Below are 18,520 nucleotides of genomic sequence, written 5' to 3'. Positions count from 1 at the left end.
GCGTCCCGTATTACGGGCGCGGTGCTCTCCGCTCAGGTCACGGGCGCGCGGAGGGTGAGGCCGGGGCGGTACGGGCTCCGTCCGCCAGGGCCTCGGCGACCCCGGGCTCCGCGGGGCCGAGGAAGCGCGGGTCGGGTCGGACGGCCGCGTCGAGGGCGGCCTTCCCGGCGGCGAAGAGCTCCCGGGTGGTGCCGTAGTACCAGGTGGTGTCCCGGGGTTCGGCGACCCCGACGCCGTACGAGGCGACCCCGGCCCGCCGGCACAGGGCGACCGCCCGCTTGACGTGGAAGTCCTGGGTGACGAGGACGGCCCGCTCGACGCCGAAGACCTTCCGGGCCCGGACGCAGCTGTCCCAGGTGTCGAAGCCGGCGTAGTCGCTGACGACCTTCCCGTCCGGGACGCCCCGGGCCGCCAGGTAGGCGCGCATGGCGCTCGGCTCGTCGTATTCGGTCCGGCTGTTGTCGCCGGTGACGAGGAGGACCCTCACCTTGCCGGTGCGGTAGAGCTCGGCGGCCGTGTCGAGCCGGTGGGCGAGGTACGGGGTGGGGCGCCCCTTCCAGAGGCCGGCGCCGAAGACCACGGCGACGTCCGCGGCGGGCACGTCGGCGGTGGTCCGCAGCCTGTCCGCGGCGGCGGTGTGCATCCAGGTCGCGGGGGCGAGGGCCAGGACGGCGGCCGCCATCACGGCCTGGACGGTACGGCGGCGGGCCCGGACGGTGCGGGGGAACCGGACCTGCATCGGCTGTGCCTCCAGGGGGCGGGGTCGGACTGTCACCCCGTTCGACGCGCGGGAGCCTTCCGGGGTTCTGCGGAGGCTCCGTCTGTTCCGTACAGCACACTCGCCAGCCCCATCCCGAGCAGCATCCCGAGGAACTGGGCGGCGGCGTAGGCGGGGACCGAGGCGGGGGCGATGCCGGTGAAGGAGTCGGTGAGGGAGCGGCCGACGGTGGCCGCCGGGTTGGCGAAGGAGCCCGAGGAGGTGAACCAGATCGCCGCGCCGATGTAGCCGGCGACGGCGACGGGGGCCAGTTGGGGGCGGCCGATGTGCCGCAGGCCCTGGACGACGAGGACGAGCCCGGCGGTGGCGACGGCCTCGCCGAGCAGCAGGTGGAGCGCGGCGCGCGGCTCGGTGGACCAGGAGCCGGGCGCGCGGCCGAACATCGCCTCGGCGAGCAGGGCGCCGGCGACGGCGCCGGCGACCTGGGCGGTGAGGTAGGCGAGGACCTCGCGGCCCTCCTGCTCCCGGCGGCGGGCCCACCACTCGGAGAGGGTGACGACCGGGTTGAAGTGGGCGCCGGAGAGCGGTCCGAGGAGCGCGATCAGCAGACCGAGGCCGAGGGCGGAGGCGGTGGCGTTGGCGAGCAGCCGGACCCCGATGTCCTGGCTGAGGGAGTCGGCGCGGATGCCGGAGCCGACGATCACGGCGACCAGGGCGGCGGTGCCGGTGAACTCGGCGGTGACGCGTCGGGGGAGCGACGCGGGGGACATTCTCATAGTGGAAAAGATATTCCGTGATTCGGAACGAAAAAAGAGGGGAGGAGAGGGGTGCCCGTTCCGTACGATCCGTCGGTGATCAACGACCTCGTCATTCGCCGCGCAGCCGCCTCCGACGCCACCACCGTGGCCGACGTCTGGCTGCGCTCGTACACCGCCGCCCTCCCGGACGTCCGCCGGGCACACACCGACGACCAGGTCCGCTCCTGGATCCAGGGGGTCGTCGTGCCCCACCAGGAGACCTGGGTGGCGACCGCCGGAGGCGCGGTCGTCGCGATGATGGTGCTGGACGGCGAGGACCTGGACCAGCTCTACGTCGACCCGCCGTGGCGTGGCCACGGCATCGGCGACCGCCTCGTCGACCTCGCCAAGCGGACCAGCCCGACCGGCCTGGAACTGTGGACCTTCCAGGTCAACGCCCCGGCCCGGCGCTTCTACGAACGCCACGGCTTCACCGCCGCCGAGCACACCGACGGCGAGCGCAACGAGGAGCGGGAGCCGGACGTCCGGTACGTCTGGCGCCCGGGGAACTGAGTCCGGGGCACCGGGCCCGGGACCCGCTGCGCGCCCGCCCCCGCCTGACACCGGTCCCCACGCGCGCGTGAGCCCGGTGAAACACCCGTGTGAGGTCATGGAGAACAGTCGTGACCGGCGCGCAACGGGGAGGCAACGTGCCGGGGTCAGGATCGGGACCAGGACGGAACCGGCGGCACGTGCCGCCGGGCCGTGTCGGCAGCGCCGCCGACCGGACGCGCGGCCGGACCACCCGGGCCGGCCGCGCATCCGGCCGCGACCGGACCGCCGCACGCGCCCGGGCCGCGGCCCCGTCGCCCCGGCGCCCGAGGAGGAGGCACCCGCCCCATGGACACCCGCACCCCCGCCCTCGTCGCCGTCGGGCACGGCAGCCGCGACCCACGCGCGCGTGCCACCCTCGCCCGCCTCCTCGACCGGGTCCGCGAGCTGCGCCCCGGCCTCGACGTCCGCCTCGCCCACATCGAGCTGAACGCGCCGCTCCTCGACGACACCCTCACGGCCCTCGCCGCCGAGGGGCGCGAGGCCGTTCTCGTACCGCTCCTCCTCGCCCCCGGCCACCACGTCACCCACGACCTGCCCGCCGCCCTCGCCGCCGTCCCCGGCCTGCGCGCCCGCACCGCCGCGCCGCTCGGCCCGCACCCCCTCCTCGTGGACGCCCTCGCCGACCGGCTCGCCCAGGCCGGCTGGACCCCGGCCGACTCCGCCTCCCGCGCCACCGGCGTCGTCCTCGCCTCCGCCGGCTCCCGCGACCCCCGCTCCGCCGCCACCCTCCGCCGGATCGCCGCCGCGCTCGGCGAACGCCTCGGCGGGACCCCCGTGCTCGCCGCCTACGCCTCCGCCGCCGCCCCCACCGTCCCCGAGGCCGTCACCGCGCTCACCGCCCGGGGCCGCCACCGGATCGCCGTCGCCTCCTGCTTCACCGCCCCCGGCCTCTTCGCCGCCCGCGCCGCCGCCCACGCCCCCTGGATCGCCGCCGACCCGCTCGGTGCCCACCCGGCCCTCGCCCGGCTCGTCCTGCACCGCTACGACCGGGCCCGCACCGGCCGCCCCGCCACCCCCACGCGGGAACTCGCCGCCATCTGACCCCTCGTGTCGGTCCGTCCGGTTACCGTCGAGACATGGCAGGTTACGACGGCACCAGCGAGACCCCCGGGTACGACCCGACCGCCACCGAGCGCTGGGCCGCCGAGCCCGACAAGCGCCCCGGCCGCACCGCCTTCCAGCGCGACCGCGCCCGCGTGCTGCACTCCGCCGCCCTGCGCCGGCTCGCCGGGAAGACGCAGGTCGTCACCCCCGGCACCCGGGGCCACGCCTGGGACGCCAGCCCCCGCACCCGGCTCACCCACTCCCTGGAGTGCGCCCAGGTCGGCCGCGAGCTCGGCGCCGCCCTCGGCTGCGACCCCGACCTCGTCGAAGCCGCCTGCCTCTCCCACGACATGGGCCACCCGCCCTTCGGGCACAACGGCGAGCAGGCGCTGAACGACGTCGCCAAGGACTGCGGCGGCTTCGAGGGGAACGCCCAGTCGCTCCGCCTCCTCACCCGCATCGAGCCCAAGCGCTTCGTCACCGGCCCCGACGGCGATCCCGTCCCCGTCGGCCTCAACCTCACCCGCGCCGCCCTCGACGCCGCCACCAAGTACCCCTGGTCGCGCGGCGGCCACCCCACCGACCCCGGCTCCGCCAAGTTCGGCGTGTACGAGGACGACCTGCCCGTCTTCGAGTGGGTCCGGCGCGGCGCCCCCGACCAGCGCAAGTGCTTCGAGGCCGAGGTCATGGACTGGTCCGACGACGTCGCCTACTCCGTCCACGACTTCGAGGACGGCCTGCACGCCGGCCACATCGACCCCAACCTCCTCTACGCCGAGCCCGAGCGCGCCGACGTCTTCGCCGTCGCCATCGGCCGCTACGTCCCCGAGGACACCGACCCGGCCGAACTCGCCGAAGCGCTCGACCGGCTCGTCGACCAGGAGTGGTGGCCGCACGGCTACGACGGCTCCGCCGTCGCCCAGGCCCGCCTCAAGGACGCCACCAGCCAGCTCATCGGCCGCTTCTGCCTCGCCGCCGAGGGCGCCACCCGCCAGGCCTACGGCTCCGGCCGCCTCACCCGCTACGGCGCCGAGCTCGTCGTCCCCCGCCCCACCCGCAACGAGTGCGCCGTCCTCAAGGCCGTCGCCGACCGGTACGTCATGCAGCGCGCCGAACAGGAGGCGCTCCGCGCCGACCAGCGGATCGTCGTCGCCGAACTCGCCGAGGCGCTCGTCGCCCGCGCCCCCGACGGCCTCGAACCGCAGTTCCGCGCCCTCTTCGCCGCCGCGCCCGACGACCGTTCCCGCAAGCGGGTGATCGTCGACCAGATCGCATCCCTCACCGACGCCTCCGCCCGCGCCCTCCACGCCCGCCTCCGCACCCCCGGCGCCTAGGGCCCGTCGGCCCTCTTTCGCCTTCCGCCGCCGTGCGGGACCCTCGCATGCACGTCCCGGGGCGGTGCGACCGGGGCCGGGCCCGGGGGCGTAGCGTAGAGAACCGGTCGCAACGAGGAGGAATCAACGTGGTCGACGCAGATCAGACCTTTGTCATCGTCGGCGGGGGCCTGGCCGGCGCCAAGGCGGCGGAGACGCTCCGCGCCGAGGGCTTCAACGGCCGGGTGATCCTCATCGGCGACGAACGCGACCACCCCTACGAACGCCCCCCGCTCTCCAAGGGCTACCTCCTCGGCAAGAAGGACCGGGACTCCGCCCTCGTCCACGAACCCGGCTGGTACGCCGCGCACGACGTGGAGCTCCACCTCGGCCAGACCGTCACCTCCGTCGACCGGGACGCCCACACCGTCCGCCTCGGCGACGGCACCGTCATCCGCTACGACAAGCTGCTCCTCGCCACCGGCTCCGAGCCCCGCCGCCTCGACATCCCCGGCACCGGCCTCGCCGGCGTCCACCACCTGCGCCGGCTCTCCCACGCCGAGCGGCTCCGCGACGAGCTGAAGGCCCTCGGCCGGGACAACGGCCACCTGGTGATCGCCGGCGCCGGCTGGATCGGCCTGGAGGTCGCCGCCGCCGCCCGCACCTACGGCGCCGAGGTCACCGTCGTCGAAGCCGACCCCACCCCCCTCCACCGCGTCCTCGGCCCCGAGCTCGGCCAGCTCTTCGCCGACCTCCACACCGGGCACGGCGTCCGCTTCCACTTCGGCGCCCGCATCACCGAGATCACCGGCCAGGACGGCATGGTCCTCGCCGTCCGCACCGACGACGGCGAGGAGCACCCCGCCCACGCCGTCCTCATCGCCATCGGCGCCGCCCCCCGCGCCACCCTCGCCGAGAACGCCGGCCTCGCCCTCGTCGACCGCGCCGACGGCGGCGGCGTCGCCGTCGACTCCTCGCTGCGCACCTCCGACCCCGACATCCACGCCGCCGGCGACGTCGCCGCCTTCGAGCACCCCTTCCTCCACCACCGCATCCGCGTCGAGCACTGGGCCAACGCCCTCAACGGCGGCCCCGCCGCCGCCCGCGCCATGCTCGGCCAGGACGTCTCCTACGACCGGATCCCGTACTTCTTCACCGACCAGTACGACCTCGGCATGGAGTACTCCGGCTGGGCGCCCCCGGGCTCGTACGACCAGGTGGTGGTCCGCGGTGACACCGGCAAGCGCGAGTTCATCGCCTTCTGGCTCAAGGAGGGCCGGGTGATCGCCGGGATGAACGTGAACGTGTGGGACGTCACGGACCCGATCCAGAAGCTCATCCGCTCCCGCGCCACCGTGGACCCGGACGCCCTCTGCGACCCCTCGGTGGCGCTGGAGAGCCTCACCTGACCACCGCGGCGGCACCCCCGGGAGGCGACCCCCGGACCCCCGTACACTTTCCTGCGTGGCAGGCAGGATCAACGATGACGACGTGAAGGCGGTCCGGGACGCGGTCCCGATCGACTCCGTGGTGTCCGAGTACCTCCAGCTCCGCAACGCCGGCGGCGGGAACCTCAAGGGACTCTGCCCCTTCCACGACGAGAAGTCGCCCTCCTTCCAGGTCAGCCCCAGCAAGGGACTCTTCCACTGCTTCGGCTGCCAGGAGGGCGGCGACACCATCGCCTTCGTGATGAAGATCGACCACCTCTCCTTCTCGGAGACGGTCGAGCGCCTCGCCGCCAAGGCCGGCATCACCCTCCGCTACGAGGAGGGCGGCTACAACCCCGGCCACCAGCGCGGCGAGCGCATCCGCCTGATCGAGGCCCACAAGATCGCCGCCGAGTTCTACGCCGGCCAACTCTCCTCCCCCGAGGCCGAGATCGGCCGGAAGTTCCTCGCCGAGCGCGGCTTCGACCAGGCCGCTGCCGAGCACTTCGGCGTCGGCTACTCCCCGGCCGGCTGGGACCACCTCACCCGCTTCCTGCGCGGCAAGGGCTTCTCCGACAAGGAACTGATCGTCTCCGGCCTCTCCCAGGAAGGCCGCCGGGGCCCCATCGACCGCTTCCGCGGCCGCCTCATGTGGCCCATCCGGGATGTCGGCGGCGAGATCGTCGGCTTCGGCGCCCGCCGCCTGCGCGAGGACGACAACGGCCCCAAGTACCTCAACACCCCCGAGACGCCGGTCTACCGCAAGTCCCAGGTGCTCTACGGCGTCGACCTCGCCAAGAAGGAGATCGCCAAGACCAGCCGGGCCGTCGTCGTCGAGGGCTACACCGACGTCATGGCCTGCCACCTGGCCGGCGTCACCACCGCCATCGCCACCTGCGGCACCGCCTTCGGCGGCGAGCACATCAAGATCCTCCGCCGTCTCCTCATGGACAACGGCTCGGCCCGCGTCATCTTCACCTTCGACGGCGACGCCGCCGGCCAGAAGGCCGCCCTGCGCGCCTTCGAGGACGACCAGAAGTTCGCCGCCGAGACGTACATCGCCATCGCCCCCGACGGCATGGACCCCTGCGAGCTGCGCCTCGCCAAGGGCGACGACGCCGTCGCCGACCTGGTCGAGCCCCGCACCCCCCTCTTCGAGTTCGCCCTCCGCCAGATCGTGAACCGGTACGACCTGGACACCCCGGCGGGCCGGGCCGCCGCCCTCGACGAGGCCGCCCCCATCGTCGCCAAGATCAAGAACGTGGCCTCCCAGCACGAGGTCGCCGTCCAGCTCGCCGGCCTCGTCGGCATCCTCGACACCCAGTTCGTCGTCCGCAGGGTCGCCCAGATCGCCCGCTGGCAGCGCGGCGGCGGCAAGGAGCAGGGCGGCCCCCAGCGCGGCGACGGCCGGCAGCAGCGCTCGTACGGCGAGGTCCAGGCGCCCCGCGGCCCCGCCGGGCCCGCGCTCAACCTGCGCAGCCCCGCCCACCGCACCGAGCGCGAACTCCTCAAGCTCGCCCTCCAGTACCCGGCGCTCGTCTCCCCGGCCTTCGACGCCTACGGCACCGACGAGTTCACCGCCCCGCCCTACGCCGCCGTCCGGCAGTGCGTCCAGGACGCCGGCGGCGCCGACGGAGCCCCCGCCGACTACCTCGACGCCGTCCGCGAGGCCGCGCCCGACGACACGGTCCGCGCCCTCGTCACCGAACTCGCCGTCGAGACGATCTTCGCCAAGACCGTCGACGAGGTGTACGCCGGCGCCCAGCTGGTCCAGGTCCGCCTCCGCGCCGTCGACCGGCGCATCCGTGACGTCCAGGGCAGCCTCGCCCGGCTCGGCGCCCACGGCGACGCCGAACGGCTCGCCGCCGTGCAGAACGAGCTGTGGGTCCTGACCCAGTACGGCCAGTCCCTCCGCAACCACGGCGCCGCCGCCCTCTGACCTACTGTCGGTCACCGGACGGAACCAAAAAGTCACCGCACGCCCCTCGTGGCGGCGATGTGTCGTACCCCACACTGGGTGACGGAGCCGTTCCGCCCCTCCTGGAGGTCGCCCGCCGTGCAGACCGAGATCCAGACCACCGACCCGGACGACCAGGACGAACTCCCCGGACTCCCGGACGCCCCGGAGGTCCCCGAGGTCCCGGCCCAGCGGCGCCGCACCGCCGACCCCGGCGGCAACGGCCCCTCCGCCGACCTCTTCCGGCAGTACCTCCGCGAGATCGGCCGGATCCCCCTCCTCACCGCCGAGGAGGAGGTCGAGCTGGCCCGCCGCGTCGAGGCCGGCCTCTTCGCCGAGGAGAAACTGGCCCTCACCCCCGACCTCGACTCGCAGCTCGCCTACGACCTCGACCGGCTCGTCGTCCTCGGCCGGATCGCCAAACGGAAGCTGATCGAGGCCAACCTGCGGCTCGTCGTCTCCGTCGCCAAGCGGTACGTCGGCCGCGGCCTGACCATGCTCGACCTCGTCCAGGAGGGCAACCTCGGCCTCATCCGGGCCGTCGAGAAGTTCGACTACGCCCGCGGCTACAAGTTCTCCACCTACGCCACCTGGTGGATCCGCCAGGCGATGTCCCGGGCCCTCGCCGACCAGGCCCGCACCATCCGCGTCCCCGTCCACGTCGTCGAACTCATCAACCGGGTCATCCGCGTCCAGCGCCACATGCTCCAGGAACGCGGCTACGAGCCCACCGCGGAGGAGGTCGCCGCCCACCTCGACCTCACCCCCGAGCGGGTCGTCGAGGTCCGCCGGCTCGCCCAGGAACCCGTCTCCCTGCACACCCCCGTCGGCGAGGAGGAGGACGTCGACCTCGGCGACCTCATCGAGGACGGCGACGCCGCCTCGCCCGTCGAGTCCGCCGCCTTCCTGCTGCTCCGCCGCCACCTGGAGGACGTCCTGTCCACCCTCGGCGAGCGCGAGCGCAAGGTCGTCCAGCTCCGCTACGGCCTCGACGACGGCCGCCCCCGCACGCTGGAGGAGATCGGGCAGCTCTTCGGCGTCACCCGCGAACGGATCCGCCAGATCGAGTCCAAGACCCTCGGCAAACTCCGCGACCACACCTACGCCGACCAGCTCCGCGGCTATCTGGACTGACACGGGGGAGGGGCCCGCGCCGCACCCGGCACGGGCCCCTCCGCGACGACCGCCGCGGTCAGTCGACCTCGGCGACCGCCTCCGCGAACTGCGCCGCGTACAGCCGGGCGTAGGCCCCGCCCGCGGCCAGCAGCTCCTCGTGCGTGCCCTGCTCCACGATCGAGCCGTTCTCCATCACCAGGATCACGTCGGCGTCCCGGATGGTGGAGAGCCGGTGCGCGATCACGAAGGAGGTGCGGCCCTGGGCCAGCCGGGCCATCGCCTTCTGGATCAGCACCTCGGTCCGGGTGTCCACCGAGCTCGTCGCCTCGTCGAGGACGAGGATCACCGGGTCCGACAGGAACGCCCGCGCGATGGTGATCAGCTGCTTCTCGCCCGCGCTGACGCCCGCGCCCTCGTCGTCGACGACCGTGTCGTACCCCTCCGGCAGGGTGCGGACGAAGCGGTCGGCGTGGGCCGCCCGCGCGGCCTCCTCGACCTCCGCCCGGGTCACCTCGCGGGTGGCGCCGTACGCGATGTTGTCGGCGATCGTCCCGCCGAAGAGCCAGGTGTCCTGGAGGACCATGCCGATCCCGGCCCGCAGCTCCTCCCGGGACATCGCCGCTATGTCCGTGCCGTCCAGCGTGATCCGGCCGCCCGTCACCTCGTAGAACCGCATGAGGAGGTTGACGAGCGTGGTCTTGCCGGCGCCCGTCGGGCCGACGATCGCGACCGTCTGCCCCGGCTCCACGGTGAGCGACAGGTCCTCGATGAGCGGCTTGTCGGCCTCGTAGCGGAAGGAGACGTGCTCCAGGGCGACCTTGCCCTTGAAGTCGCGCTCCTCCTCGCTCCTCGGCGCGTCCGGCTCCTGCTCCTCGGCGTCGAGCAGCTCGAAGATCCGCTCGGCCGAGGCGACGCCCGACTGCACCAGGTTCGCCATCGACGCCACCTGCGTCAGCGGCATCGAGAACTGGCGCGAGTACTGGATGAACGCCTGCACGTCGCCGATGGAGAGCGTGCCGCTCGCCACCCGCAGCCCGCCGACCACCGCCACCAGCACGTAGTTGATGTTCGAGACGAAGAACATCACCGGCTGCATCATGCCGCTGTTGAACTGCGCCTTGAACCCGGCCTCGTACAGCGCGTCGTTCTGCTCCCGGAAGCCCTGGGCGGCCTCCTCCTGCCGGCCGAAGACCTTCACCAGGGTGTGCCCGGTGTACATCTCCTCCACGTGCGCGTTGAGCGCGCCCGTCGACTTCCACTGCTGCACGAAGTGCGGCTGCGAGCGCTTGCCGATCCGCGCCGCGACCACCACCGACACCGGCACCGTGACCAGCGCGACCAGCGCGAGCAGCGGCGAGATCCAGAACATCATCGCCAGCACGCCGACGATCGTCAGCAGCGAGTTGATGAGCTGGCCCATCGACTGCTGGAGCGTCTGCCCGACGTTGTCGAGGTCGTTGGTCGCCCGCGACAGCACCTCGCCGCGCTTCGCCTTGTCGAAGTACGACAGCGGCAGCCGCGACAGCTTCGTCTGGACGTCCTCCCGCATCCGGTACACGGTCCGGTTGATCACCTTGATCGACATCCGGGTGGAGACCAGCATCAGCAGGCCCGCCACCACGTACACCGCCAGCGCGAGCAGCAGCACCTCGCCGACCGCGCCGAAGTCGATGCCCCGCCCGGGCGTGAAGTCGACCCCGGACAGCATGTCGGCCATGCCGCCGTCGCCGTCCGCCCGCAGCTTCTCCAGCGCCTGCGCCTTGGTCACGCCCTCGGGCATCTGCCGCCCGACCACGCCCGCGAAGATCAGGTCCGTCGCCCGGCCCAGCACCTTGGGGCCGACGACCGCGCCCGCCACCGACAGCACGCCGGCGACCAGCATCACCCAGAGCGCGGTCCGCTCCGGCGCCAGCTGCCCCAGCAGCCGCTTCGACGAACCCTTGAAGTCCATCGACCGCTCACCCGGGGTGCCCCCGGCCATCATGCGTCCACCAGGACCGGCCATCAGGCTGCCTCCGCCTCGGTCAGCTGGGAGAGCACGATCTCCCGGTACGTCTCGTTCGCCGCCATCAGCTCGTGGTGCCGGCCGGTGCCGACGACCCGGCCCTCGTCGAGGACCACGATCCGGTCGGCGTCCCGGATGGTCGACACCCGCTGGGCGACGATCACCACGGTCGCGTCCGAGGTCTCGTCCGAGAGGGCCGCCCGCAGCCGGGCGTCCGTCTCGTAGTCGAGCGCGGAGAACGAGTCGTCGAAGAGGTAGATCTCCGGCCGCTGGACCAGCGTCCGCGCGATCGCCAGCCGCTGCCGCTGACCGCCCGACACGTTGGTGCCGCCCTGCGCGACCGGCGCGTCCAGACCGCGCTCCAGCTTCCGCACGAAGTCGGCGGCCTGCGCCACCTCCAGGGCGTGCCACAGCTCCTCGTCGGTCGCGTCCGGATTGCCGTACCGCAGGTTCGACGCCACCGTGCCGGAGAACAGGTACGGCTTCTGCGGCACGAGCCCGACCGTCCGCGCCATCAGCGCGGGGTCCAGCGTCCGCACGTCGACCCCGTCGACCAGGACCTCGCCGCCGGTCACGTCGAACAGCCGCGGCACCAGGCCGAGCAGCGTCGACTTGCCGGAGCCGGTCGAGCCGATGATCGCGGTGGTCTCGCCCGGGCGGGCCACCAGCTCCACGGCCCGGAGCACCGACTCCTCGGCGCCCGGGTAGCGGAAGTCCGCCGCCCTGACCTCCAGGTGCCCGCGCCGGTCCAGCGTCGTCACCGGCTCGGCCGGCGGCACCACGCTCGACGAGGTCCCGAGGACCTCCTCGACGCGCTCGGCGCAGACCTCGGCCCGCGGCACCATCATGAACATGAAGGTGGCCATCATGACCGCCATCACGATCTGCATCAGGTAGGCGAGGAAGGCGGTCAGCGCGCCGATCTGCATCCCGCCGCTGTCGATGCGGTGGGCGCCGAACCAGACCACGGCCACGCTGGACACGTTCACGACCGTCATCACCGTCGGGAACATCAGGGCCATCAGCCGGCCGGTCGACATCGACACGTCGGTCAGCTCGCCGTTGGCGCCGCGGAAGCGCTCCTCCTCGTACCCGTCCTTCACGAAGGCGCGGATCACCCGGTTGCCGGTGATCTGCTCGCGCAGCACCCGGTTCACCGTGTCGAGCCGCTCCTGCATGGTCCGGAAGAGCGGCCGCATCCGCTTCACGATCAGCGAGACCGAGACGCCGAGGACCGGGACCACCGCGAGCAGCACGCCGGAGAGCGGCACGTCCTGGCCGAGGGCCATCACGATGCCGCCGACGCACATGATGGGCGCGGAGACCATCAGGGTGAACGCCATCAGGACCAGCATCTGGACCTGCTGGACGTCGTTGGTCGTCCGGGTGATCAGCGAGGGCGCGCCGAACTGCCCGAGCTCGCGCGCCGAGAAGGACTGCACCCGGTCGTAGACGGCGCCGCGCACGTCACGGCCGAGCGCGGAGGCGGTCCGCGCGCCGTAGTACACGGCCCCGATGTTGCACAGCACCTGGATCACGGAGACGCCGATCATCAGCGCGCCGAACCGCAGGATGTAGCCGGTGTCGCCGTTGACGACGCCCTCGTCGATGATGTCGGCGTTCAGGGTCGGCAGGTAGAGGCTCGCGCAGGTCGCCAGGAACTGGAGCAGGACGAGCAGGGCGATGGGTTTTCGATAGGGCCGCAAGTGGGTTCGGAGAAGTCTTATGAGCACGGTTCCCACTATCGCCCGAGCGCGCGAACCGTTACGAGCGGTCGAGGGCGCTCGGGCGAGCCCTGGCCAAGACTTTACGAACCGTGCCCGCCTCCGGGCGCCGTCAGCCGCCGAACGCCCCCGGGTGGATCTGCTCCCGCGTCGCCACGTACTGCTGGCGCACCGCCTGCCCCGCCGCCAGCTCCTCGCCCGGCTCCAGCACCTGGGCGGCGGCGCCCTGCCAGGCCGGGGGAGCGGAGGGCGAGAGCCTGCCGCGGGCGACGCCGAGCGCCCAGGCGGCCTGCCGGGCCGCGCCGAGCGCCGCGTAGTCGGCCGGCTGGGGGACGACGACCTGCGCGCCGAACAGCGCGGGCGCCAGGGCCTGCACGGCGGGCAGCGAGGCCGCGGCGCCGAGCAGGAAGATCCGCCGGACCTCGACACCGCGGCCGCGCACCACGTCCAGGGCGTCGGCGAGCCCGCACAGCATGCCCTCGAAGGCGGCCCGCGCCAGGTGCTCGGGCTTCATCGCCTCGCGGCGCAGCCCGGTGAGGGTGCCGGCGGAGTGCGGCAGGTGCGGGACCCGCTCGCCCTCCAGGTAGGGGAGGAGCACCAGGCCGGAGGAGCCGGGTGTGGACTTCAGGGCCAGCGCGGACAGTTCGTCCAGCGACTCGGCGCCCAGCATCTCGGCGGTGCCGCGCAGCGTGCGGACGGCGTTGGTGACGGAGACGACGGGCAGGTGCATGCCGGTGGCGTCGGCGTACGAGGTGACGGCGGTGCCGGGCCGGTCGAGGGCCTCGTGGTGGACGGCCATGACGGAGCCGGAGGCGCCGAGGGAGACGACGGCGTCGCCGGCGCCGAGCCCGAGCCCGAAGGCGGCGGCCATGGTCTCGCCGGTGCCCGCCGAGATCAGCAGCCCCTCGGGGGTGGTGCCGGCGGGCTCGGCGGGCCCGAGGACCTCGGGCAGCGCGACCTGACGGCCGAGCGCCAGCTCGACGAGGTCGGGGCGGTAGGCGCCGGTGCGGGCGGACCAGTAGCCGGTGCCGGAGGCGGCGCCCCGGTCGGTGGTGCGGCGGGCGGGGCGGCCGAGGAGCTGCCAGACCAGCCAGTCGTGCGGCTGGAGGACGGCGGCGATCCGCGCGGCGTGCTCCGGCTCGGTACGGGCGAGCCAGCGGAGCTTCGCGATCGGGAGCCCGGCCTGGGGGACGCTGCCGACGGCCTCGGCCCAGGCCTCGCGCCCGCCGAAGGCCTCGACGAGGTCGGCGGCGGCGACCTGGGCCCGCTTGTCGTTGCCGACGAGCGCGGGGCGGACCAGGCCGCCCTGGGCGTCGAGCGGGACGACGCCGTGGGCCTGCGCGCAGACGCCGATGGCCTCCACGCCTTCGAGGAGCCCGCCGGTCGCGGCCTCCCCGAGCGAGAGCAGCCAGGTCTGCGGATCGACCTCGGTGGCCTTGGCGTCGACCGGGTGCGGGGCGTGCCCCTGCCGCAGTACGGCCCCGGTGTCCGTGTCACAGACCACGATGCGCGTGGCGTCCGAAGAGCTGTCGAGTCCTGCGACTATCCCCATGACACCCGATTCTGCATCACGCGGGCCGGTTCCGGCTCAGGTGTTGCTGGTGCCCCAGTCGTCGTCCTCGCTGACCTGCCCGTTGGCGTGGGCGCGTCCGCGCAGGGCGGACACCCGGTCGGTGACGGAGGCGGGCAGGTGGTCGCCCACCCGGTCGCCGACGACGTGCGCGGCCTTCCCGGCGTACTGGCGCCCGGTCTGGGCGGCGGACTCGGCGGCGTTGCGCACCGCGGGGTTCCGCGCGAGGTCCTTGGTGGCCTGCTTCATCCGTTCGTACCGCTCGCGTCCCGCGCGCGTACCGATCACGTAGCCGAGCGCGAGACCCGCGACGAACGTCAGCTTGTACCGCACGCTGCGATCCTTCCCTGAAGGGTCCTGGGGATGTCCGGGGATACCGATTGGCGGAGCACCCCCCTGCTTGCGCTAATGTATGTCTCGCAGCGAGCGCCCGCCGCCCGGGAGGACCCGGGCAGGACCGTTCGGTGCAACCGCAGCAATCCCCTGTAGCTCAATTGGCAGAGCAGCCGGCTGTTAACCGGCAGGTTACTGGTTCGAGTCCAGTCGGGGGAGCGCGATCCCCTGTAGCTCAATTGGCAGAGCATTCGGCTGTTAACCGGAGGGTTACTGGTTCGAGTCCAGTCGGGGGAGCAGAGCGAAAGAGGACCCTCAGGGGTCCTCTTTCGCGTTTCCGGGAACCATCCGTCGCCGCCCGTGGTCTTCATGGTCGAGCGGCGACGGTCGTGCGGATCTTCCGGAGCAGGAGATCGTATGAGCGGCTATGCTGCGGCAGGACGGCGCGCACACTTGTACGCGCGTCGGCTTCGGGGGCGGTAGCTCAGCCGGTTAGAGCAGCGGACTCATAATCCGTCGGCCGTGGGTTCGAGTCCCACCCGCCCCACCGAAGAAAAACGTTCTGGCCTGTGAGAACGCCCCGCGAGGGGCGTTTTTGCGTGAGGGGTCGGCCGCGCGTCGGTGCGGAGGAGCGGGCGCTCCTGGTCCGTCCCGCCGGGTGTGGGCCGTCTCGCCCCGGGGTTCCGGTGGGACGTGATGCGCGGCCATGGCGATGCTCCCACGAAGATCCTGCGGTTCCGGCGTGTGACACGCCGCACACCGGATCGAATCTTTTCCGCCGGGGACGGAGTCGGCGCGAGGCGCGAACCGCGTCGGACGACCTCGCGACGGGCTGCCGGAGGCGGCACCCTGACGCCCTTGGCAGGGGTCGCCGCCGCCCGAGCCGTGTGGCGGATGGCGGGAGGCGGGAGGCGGCGGCGACGGTGCGGACGGGGAGGCCCGTGGTCGGGGAGGGGCGCTACGCCGGCTTCCGCGGCGCCCGGCGGGCGCGGGGACGGGTGGGGGGATCGTGCCGGCCCATGAGCCCCACCACGAGACGGCCGATGCGCTGCCTCTCCGCGTGCAGCGAGGCGTTCTCCCGCTCCAGCGCCGCCAGCCGGACACGTGCGTCGCGGGGCAGTCCGGTGGCATTGCCGTCGAGTTCCGGATTCTGTTCCAGGATTTTCGACTCCAGGGCGCGAAGACGCTGGGACGGATCTATTCCCATTTCATCGGCTAAGCGCCGCCTCAATTCCCGGTAGACGTTCAGGGCGTCCGCCTGGCGGCCCGTGTGATAAAGCGCCGTCATGAGCTGGTAGTGCAGATTCTCCCGGAAAGGGTGCTCGGCGGCACCGGCCGCCAGCTCCGGTACGACGCGGTGGTGCCGGCCCAGCCGGAGCTCCATGCCGAAGCGGCGCTCCAGGGCGCTCGCCCGCTCCTCGTCGAGGCGGGCGGCGGCGGCCCGGACCAGCGGACTGGTCAGCCCCTCGGCGGCGGGACCGCGCCACAGGGCGAGTGCCGCGCACAGCAGCCGGACGGCCTCCGTGTCGTCCCTCGACGCCTCGGCGTGGCCGGCGCGGTCCAGCAGGATCCTGAAACGCGGCACGTCGACGCGGTCCTCGGGCACCGTCAGGCGGTAGCCGTGGCTCTCCGTGGCGATCGCGTCCGGCAGCCCCGCCTCGGTCAGGCGGCGACGCAGCCTGGACACGCAGATCCGCAGCTGCGCCTCGGCCGTCCGGGGTGCCCGGCCGCCCCAGACGCCGTCGATCAGACGGGCGTGGCCGACAGGTCTCCCGACGTCCAGGAGAAGCAGCGTGAGAAGCGTCCGCTGGCGCGTTCCCGTGATGGGAACATCCTTCCCCTCCGCCGTGATCTCCAGCGGGCCGAGGATTTTGAACGAGAATTCGCTGTCCGTTGTTTCCGGCTGCATTTAACTCCCCTTCGGCGGTGCGTCGAGCGACGTAAAAACTACTGTGCTACCGACCGGTAACCTTGTGTGACAAGGGACACGTGGGGAAGTCGGGGGGCACGGTAAACCTGAGTGCCGGGTCGGGCAACTCGACGTCGGGTGAGGTGTAAGCGGAGCCGGCGGAGGAGCTATTTTCGGCCACGGAATCCGGGGAATGGGGAAAGGGGGCTCAGTCCACGAGGCGCGCCAGCTCGACCCGCGAGGCCACGCCGAGCTTCCGGAAGATCTGCCGCAGGTGGTAGTTGACCGTGTGCGGCGAGCAGGAGACCCGACTGGCCACCTGCTTGTTGGTCAGTCCCTTCGCCACGAGGCGGGCGATGCGGTTTTCGGCCGCCGTCAGCACGGGAGATCCGGCCGGGCGCCGCGGGGCCTCCCGGTGCTGCGGAGCCTCCCGGGGCTCGGGGGTCTCCCCGCCCTCTCCGAGCAGGGCCGCCACGCGGGTGACCGCCGCCCGCGAGCCGATGGCGCGGTAGCGCTCGGTCGCGGCGCGCAGATGCCGCAGCGCCGTGCCGTCGTGGCGTCCGTGCCGCGCGAGCAGCAGGGCCCCCAGGTCCTCGTGCGCCGCCGCCGCGGCCCAGGGCGTCCGGTGTTCGGACGCCGCGAACTCCAGGGCGTCGGGGGCCTCGTACAGCAGCCCCACCGCGTGTTCCGCCGCGGCGGTCAGTCCGGGGTGCTCGCCGTTCCGCTCCGCGAGCCGTTCGACGCGCCGGGTGACCGCCGCGGCCAGGGAGTTCTCGCCCGCGGCCCGGCTCAGCCGCACCAGCCGCGCCGCGGCCCCCGGGTCGCGCAGGAAGAGCGAGGAGCTGGTCAGCAGCTCGGGGTAGCGGAGCACGAGCAGGTCCACGGAACCCCGTGCGTCCAGGCCGGCCGTGGCCACCAGGAAATCGGCCCAGCTGTGCCGGCCGGAGGGGAACGAGTCGGGCTGGTCGAGGAGTTCCATCCGGGCCTGCCACACCTGGTCGGCCGCCTCGCCCCGGTGGCCGCGTTCCAGCGACAGGAACGACAGGAGGGACAGGCCGTGGGCGGCGGGCAGGCCGGCGCGGATGCGCTGGGCCAGCGACACCCCGGAGCGGAGTGCGGCCTCCGCCGCCTCCGTGCGGCCCGCCCCGAGCAGCAGCCGGCCGCGTGCGACGGCCAGTTCGGCCAGGGCCCGCCGGTGCCCCGACCGCTCCGTCGCCTCGCCCGCCCGCGTCAGCTCGTCCTCCGCCTCGGAGTGCCGGCCGATCTGGGTCAGCTTCACGGCGAGGGTGAGCGAGGGGTACGGGCGCCACGAGGCCGGAAGGACCTCGTGCCCCCGGCGCAGCGCCTCGTGGCCCCAGCGCAGGGACTCGTCGAGCCGTCCCGCCGCCCACTCCAGGTTGGAGAGGACCACGGCCGCGACCACCGCCGCGCCGCCGCCCGGCCTCCCCGCCATGACCACGGCCAGGGCGCGGTCCCGCCGCTCCTCCTCGGGGTGGCCGAACATCGAGAGGACCGCGGCCGCCTCGGACCGGGGCATCCCGGTGGACGAGAAGGCCTCGACCGCCGCCCGGCGGGCCGTCTCCCCGGTGCACGGGTCCAGCGGGTGGCCGGGTCCGTCCTGGGGCAGGAACAGGGAGGAGACCAGGGAGTCCCGGGCGCCGTGGGTCTCCGGCGACGGCTGCCGCCCCTGCCGGGGAACCGGGGTGCCACGCAGCAGTGTTCGGCGTACCGGCGCCGGGATGGTGGCGCTGAGGGCCAGCCGGACGTCGGGGGACCGGAAGGTCAGCCGGTCGCCGGCGAACCGGATGAGCCCGGCGGCGACCGTCTCCTCCAGGGCGGGCAGCATCGACAGGGTCGGCACCGACTGCACCAGGGCGATCTCCTGGAGGGTGAACAGGTCCCCGACGAGGGAGGCGGCCTGGGCGAACTGCCGGGCCGGCTCGGAGAGTCGTCCCAGGGCCGGGACCGTCGCCCGGGCGTGTTCCAGAGGCGCTGCGTGGTCCGGTATGCAGTAGTCCATCGGTGTCGCTCGTCCCCGTCGTCCGTCCCCAC

At 73.3% G+C, this 18,520-nt stretch carries 14 protein-coding genes and 3 tRNA genes; 9 read left to right on the top strand and 8 right to left on the bottom strand.

What is annotated here, in order from left to right:
* Positions 1 to 37: 37 nt before the first annotated feature.
* Together ACFQ8C_RS19520 and ACFQ8C_RS19515 are read right to left on the bottom strand one after the other, a co-directional pair.
* Complete coding sequence (locus tag ACFQ8C_RS19520) at positions 38 to 739, bottom strand: vancomycin high temperature exclusion protein (protein WP_383458893.1); 702 nt, start codon at positions 737 to 739, stop codon at positions 38 to 40.
* A 32-nt stretch (positions 740 to 771) separates the two neighbouring features.
* A complete protein-coding gene (locus tag ACFQ8C_RS19515) occupies positions 772 to 1,494 on the bottom strand; it encodes an aquaporin (RefSeq protein ID WP_383458890.1) in 723 nt (240 codons plus the stop codon).
* A gap of 75 nt (positions 1,495 to 1,569) precedes the next feature.
* Here ACFQ8C_RS19515 and ACFQ8C_RS19510 point away from each other — a divergent pair, with 75 nt between their 5' ends.
* The 6 genes from ACFQ8C_RS19510 (at position 1,570) to ACFQ8C_RS19485 (ending at position 8,945) form a co-directional block, all read left to right on the top strand.
* Positions 1,570 to 2,028, top strand: a complete 459-nt coding sequence (locus tag ACFQ8C_RS19510) for a GNAT family N-acetyltransferase (protein WP_383458887.1) — start codon at positions 1,570 to 1,572, stop codon at positions 2,026 to 2,028.
* Between the two features lie 327 nt (positions 2,029 to 2,355).
* Positions 2,356 to 3,111, top strand: a complete 756-nt coding sequence (locus ACFQ8C_RS19505; RefSeq protein WP_383458885.1) for a sirohydrochlorin chelatase — start codon at positions 2,356 to 2,358, stop codon at positions 3,109 to 3,111.
* 35 nt (positions 3,112 to 3,146) lie between these two features.
* The gene (locus tag ACFQ8C_RS19500) at positions 3,147 to 4,448 is read left to right on the top strand and encodes a deoxyguanosinetriphosphate triphosphohydrolase (RefSeq protein ID WP_383458882.1); all 1,302 of its coding nucleotides are present in this window, start codon (positions 3,147 to 3,149) and stop codon (positions 4,446 to 4,448) included.
* A 128-nt stretch (positions 4,449 to 4,576) separates the two neighbouring features.
* Complete coding sequence (locus ACFQ8C_RS19495; protein ID WP_383458881.1) at positions 4,577 to 5,836, top strand: NAD(P)/FAD-dependent oxidoreductase; 1,260 nt, start codon at positions 4,577 to 4,579, stop codon at positions 5,834 to 5,836.
* A gap of 55 nt (positions 5,837 to 5,891) precedes the next feature.
* Positions 5,892 to 7,793 carry a DNA primase gene (gene dnaG / locus ACFQ8C_RS19490; RefSeq protein ID WP_383458879.1) on the top strand — a complete coding sequence of 634 codons (1,902 nt, stop codon included), beginning with the start codon at positions 5,892 to 5,894 and terminating at the stop codon, positions 7,791 to 7,793.
* A gap of 117 nt (positions 7,794 to 7,910) precedes the next feature.
* Entirely contained in the window at positions 7,911 to 8,945 is a 1,035-nt protein-coding gene (locus ACFQ8C_RS19485; protein ID WP_383458877.1) for an RNA polymerase sigma factor, read from the top strand.
* A gap of 58 nt (positions 8,946 to 9,003) precedes the next feature.
* Here the strand turns inward: ACFQ8C_RS19485 and ACFQ8C_RS19480 are convergent, their stop codons facing one another.
* The 4 genes from ACFQ8C_RS19480 to ACFQ8C_RS19465 all read right to left on the bottom strand — a co-directional run bounded on the left by ACFQ8C_RS19480 (position 9,004) and on the right by ACFQ8C_RS19465 (position 14,559).
* Positions 9,004 to 10,932, bottom strand: coding sequence for an ABC transporter ATP-binding protein (locus ACFQ8C_RS19480; protein ID WP_383458875.1), 1,929 nt, complete (start codon positions 10,930 to 10,932; stop codon positions 9,004 to 9,006).
* Positions 10,932 to 12,665, bottom strand: a complete 1,734-nt coding sequence (locus ACFQ8C_RS19475; protein WP_383458872.1) for an ABC transporter ATP-binding protein — start codon at positions 12,663 to 12,665, stop codon at positions 10,932 to 10,934. The genes ACFQ8C_RS19480 and ACFQ8C_RS19475 overlap by 1 nt, the downstream gene beginning before the upstream one ends.
* A 103-nt stretch (positions 12,666 to 12,768) precedes the next feature.
* Entirely contained in the window at positions 12,769 to 14,208 is a 1,440-nt protein-coding gene (locus ACFQ8C_RS19470; RefSeq protein ID WP_383458870.1) for an FGGY family carbohydrate kinase, read from the bottom strand.
* Between the two features lie 36 nt (positions 14,209 to 14,244).
* Positions 14,245 to 14,559 (bottom strand): YtxH domain-containing protein, encoded by a 315-nt coding sequence (locus ACFQ8C_RS19465; RefSeq protein WP_383458867.1) that lies wholly within the window; start codon positions 14,557 to 14,559, stop codon positions 14,245 to 14,247.
* A 146-nt stretch (positions 14,560 to 14,705) separates the two neighbouring features.
* Between ACFQ8C_RS19465 and ACFQ8C_RS19460 the strand changes: the two genes are divergently transcribed.
* The 3 genes from ACFQ8C_RS19460 to ACFQ8C_RS19450 all read left to right on the top strand — a co-directional run bounded on the left by ACFQ8C_RS19460 (position 14,706) and on the right by ACFQ8C_RS19450 (position 15,106).
* Positions 14,706 to 14,778 (top strand) — tRNA-Asn (locus ACFQ8C_RS19460).
* A gap of 5 nt (positions 14,779 to 14,783) precedes the next feature.
* A tRNA-Asn gene (locus ACFQ8C_RS19455) sits at positions 14,784 to 14,856 on the top strand.
* Between the two features lie 176 nt (positions 14,857 to 15,032).
* A tRNA-Ile gene (locus ACFQ8C_RS19450) sits at positions 15,033 to 15,106 on the top strand.
* A 411-nt stretch (positions 15,107 to 15,517) separates the two neighbouring features.
* On the opposite strand, the gene ACFQ8C_RS19445 is transcribed toward ACFQ8C_RS19450, so the two are convergent.
* Together ACFQ8C_RS19445 and ACFQ8C_RS19440 are read right to left on the bottom strand one after the other, a co-directional pair.
* Positions 15,518 to 16,468: a BTAD domain-containing putative transcriptional regulator gene (locus ACFQ8C_RS19445; protein WP_383458864.1), complete on the bottom strand. Its 951-nt coding sequence runs from the start codon at positions 16,466 to 16,468 to the stop codon at positions 15,518 to 15,520.
* A 208-nt stretch (positions 16,469 to 16,676) separates the two neighbouring features.
* Positions 16,677 to 18,488, bottom strand: coding sequence for a LuxR C-terminal-related transcriptional regulator (locus ACFQ8C_RS19440; protein WP_383458861.1), 1,812 nt, complete (start codon positions 18,486 to 18,488; stop codon positions 16,677 to 16,679).
* Between the last annotated feature and the right edge of the window lie 32 nt (positions 18,489 to 18,520).

The organism is Streptomyces sp. NPDC056503 (genome assembly GCF_042794995.1).
Classification (GTDB): domain Bacteria; phylum Actinomycetota; class Actinomycetes; order Streptomycetales; family Streptomycetaceae; genus Streptomyces.
Note: the sequence above shows the minus strand (reverse complement) of the source record. Positions and strands in the feature narration are given on the sequence as shown.

What these genes read in the sequence shown, in the direction of transcription:
- ACFQ8C_RS19520 (WP_383458893.1), bottom strand. Translation starts at nt 739, where the DNA reads ATGCAGGTCCGGTTCCCCCGCACCGTCCGGGCCCGCCGCCGTACCGTC.
- ACFQ8C_RS19505 (WP_383458885.1), top strand. Translation starts at nt 2,356, where the DNA reads ATGGACACCCGCACCCCCGCCCTCGTCGCCGTCGGGCACGGCAGCCGC.
- ACFQ8C_RS19440 (WP_383458861.1), bottom strand. Translation starts at nt 18,488, where the DNA reads ATGGACTACTGCATACCGGACCACGCAGCGCCTCTGGAACACGCCCGG.
- ACFQ8C_RS19480 (WP_383458875.1), bottom strand. Translation starts at nt 10,932, where the DNA reads ATGGCCGGTCCTGGTGGACGCATGATGGCCGGGGGCACCCCGGGTGAG.
- ACFQ8C_RS19445 (WP_383458864.1), bottom strand. Translation starts at nt 16,468, where the DNA reads ATGCAGCCGGAAACAACGGACAGCGAATTCTCGTTCAAAATCCTCGGC.
- ACFQ8C_RS19500 (WP_383458882.1), top strand. Translation starts at nt 3,147, where the DNA reads ATGGCAGGTTACGACGGCACCAGCGAGACCCCCGGGTACGACCCGACC.
- ACFQ8C_RS19515 (WP_383458890.1), bottom strand. Translation starts at nt 1,494, where the DNA reads ATGAGAATGTCCCCCGCGTCGCTCCCCCGACGCGTCACCGCCGAGTTC.
- ACFQ8C_RS19470 (WP_383458870.1), bottom strand. Translation starts at nt 14,208, where the DNA reads ATGGGGATAGTCGCAGGACTCGACAGCTCTTCGGACGCCACGCGCATC.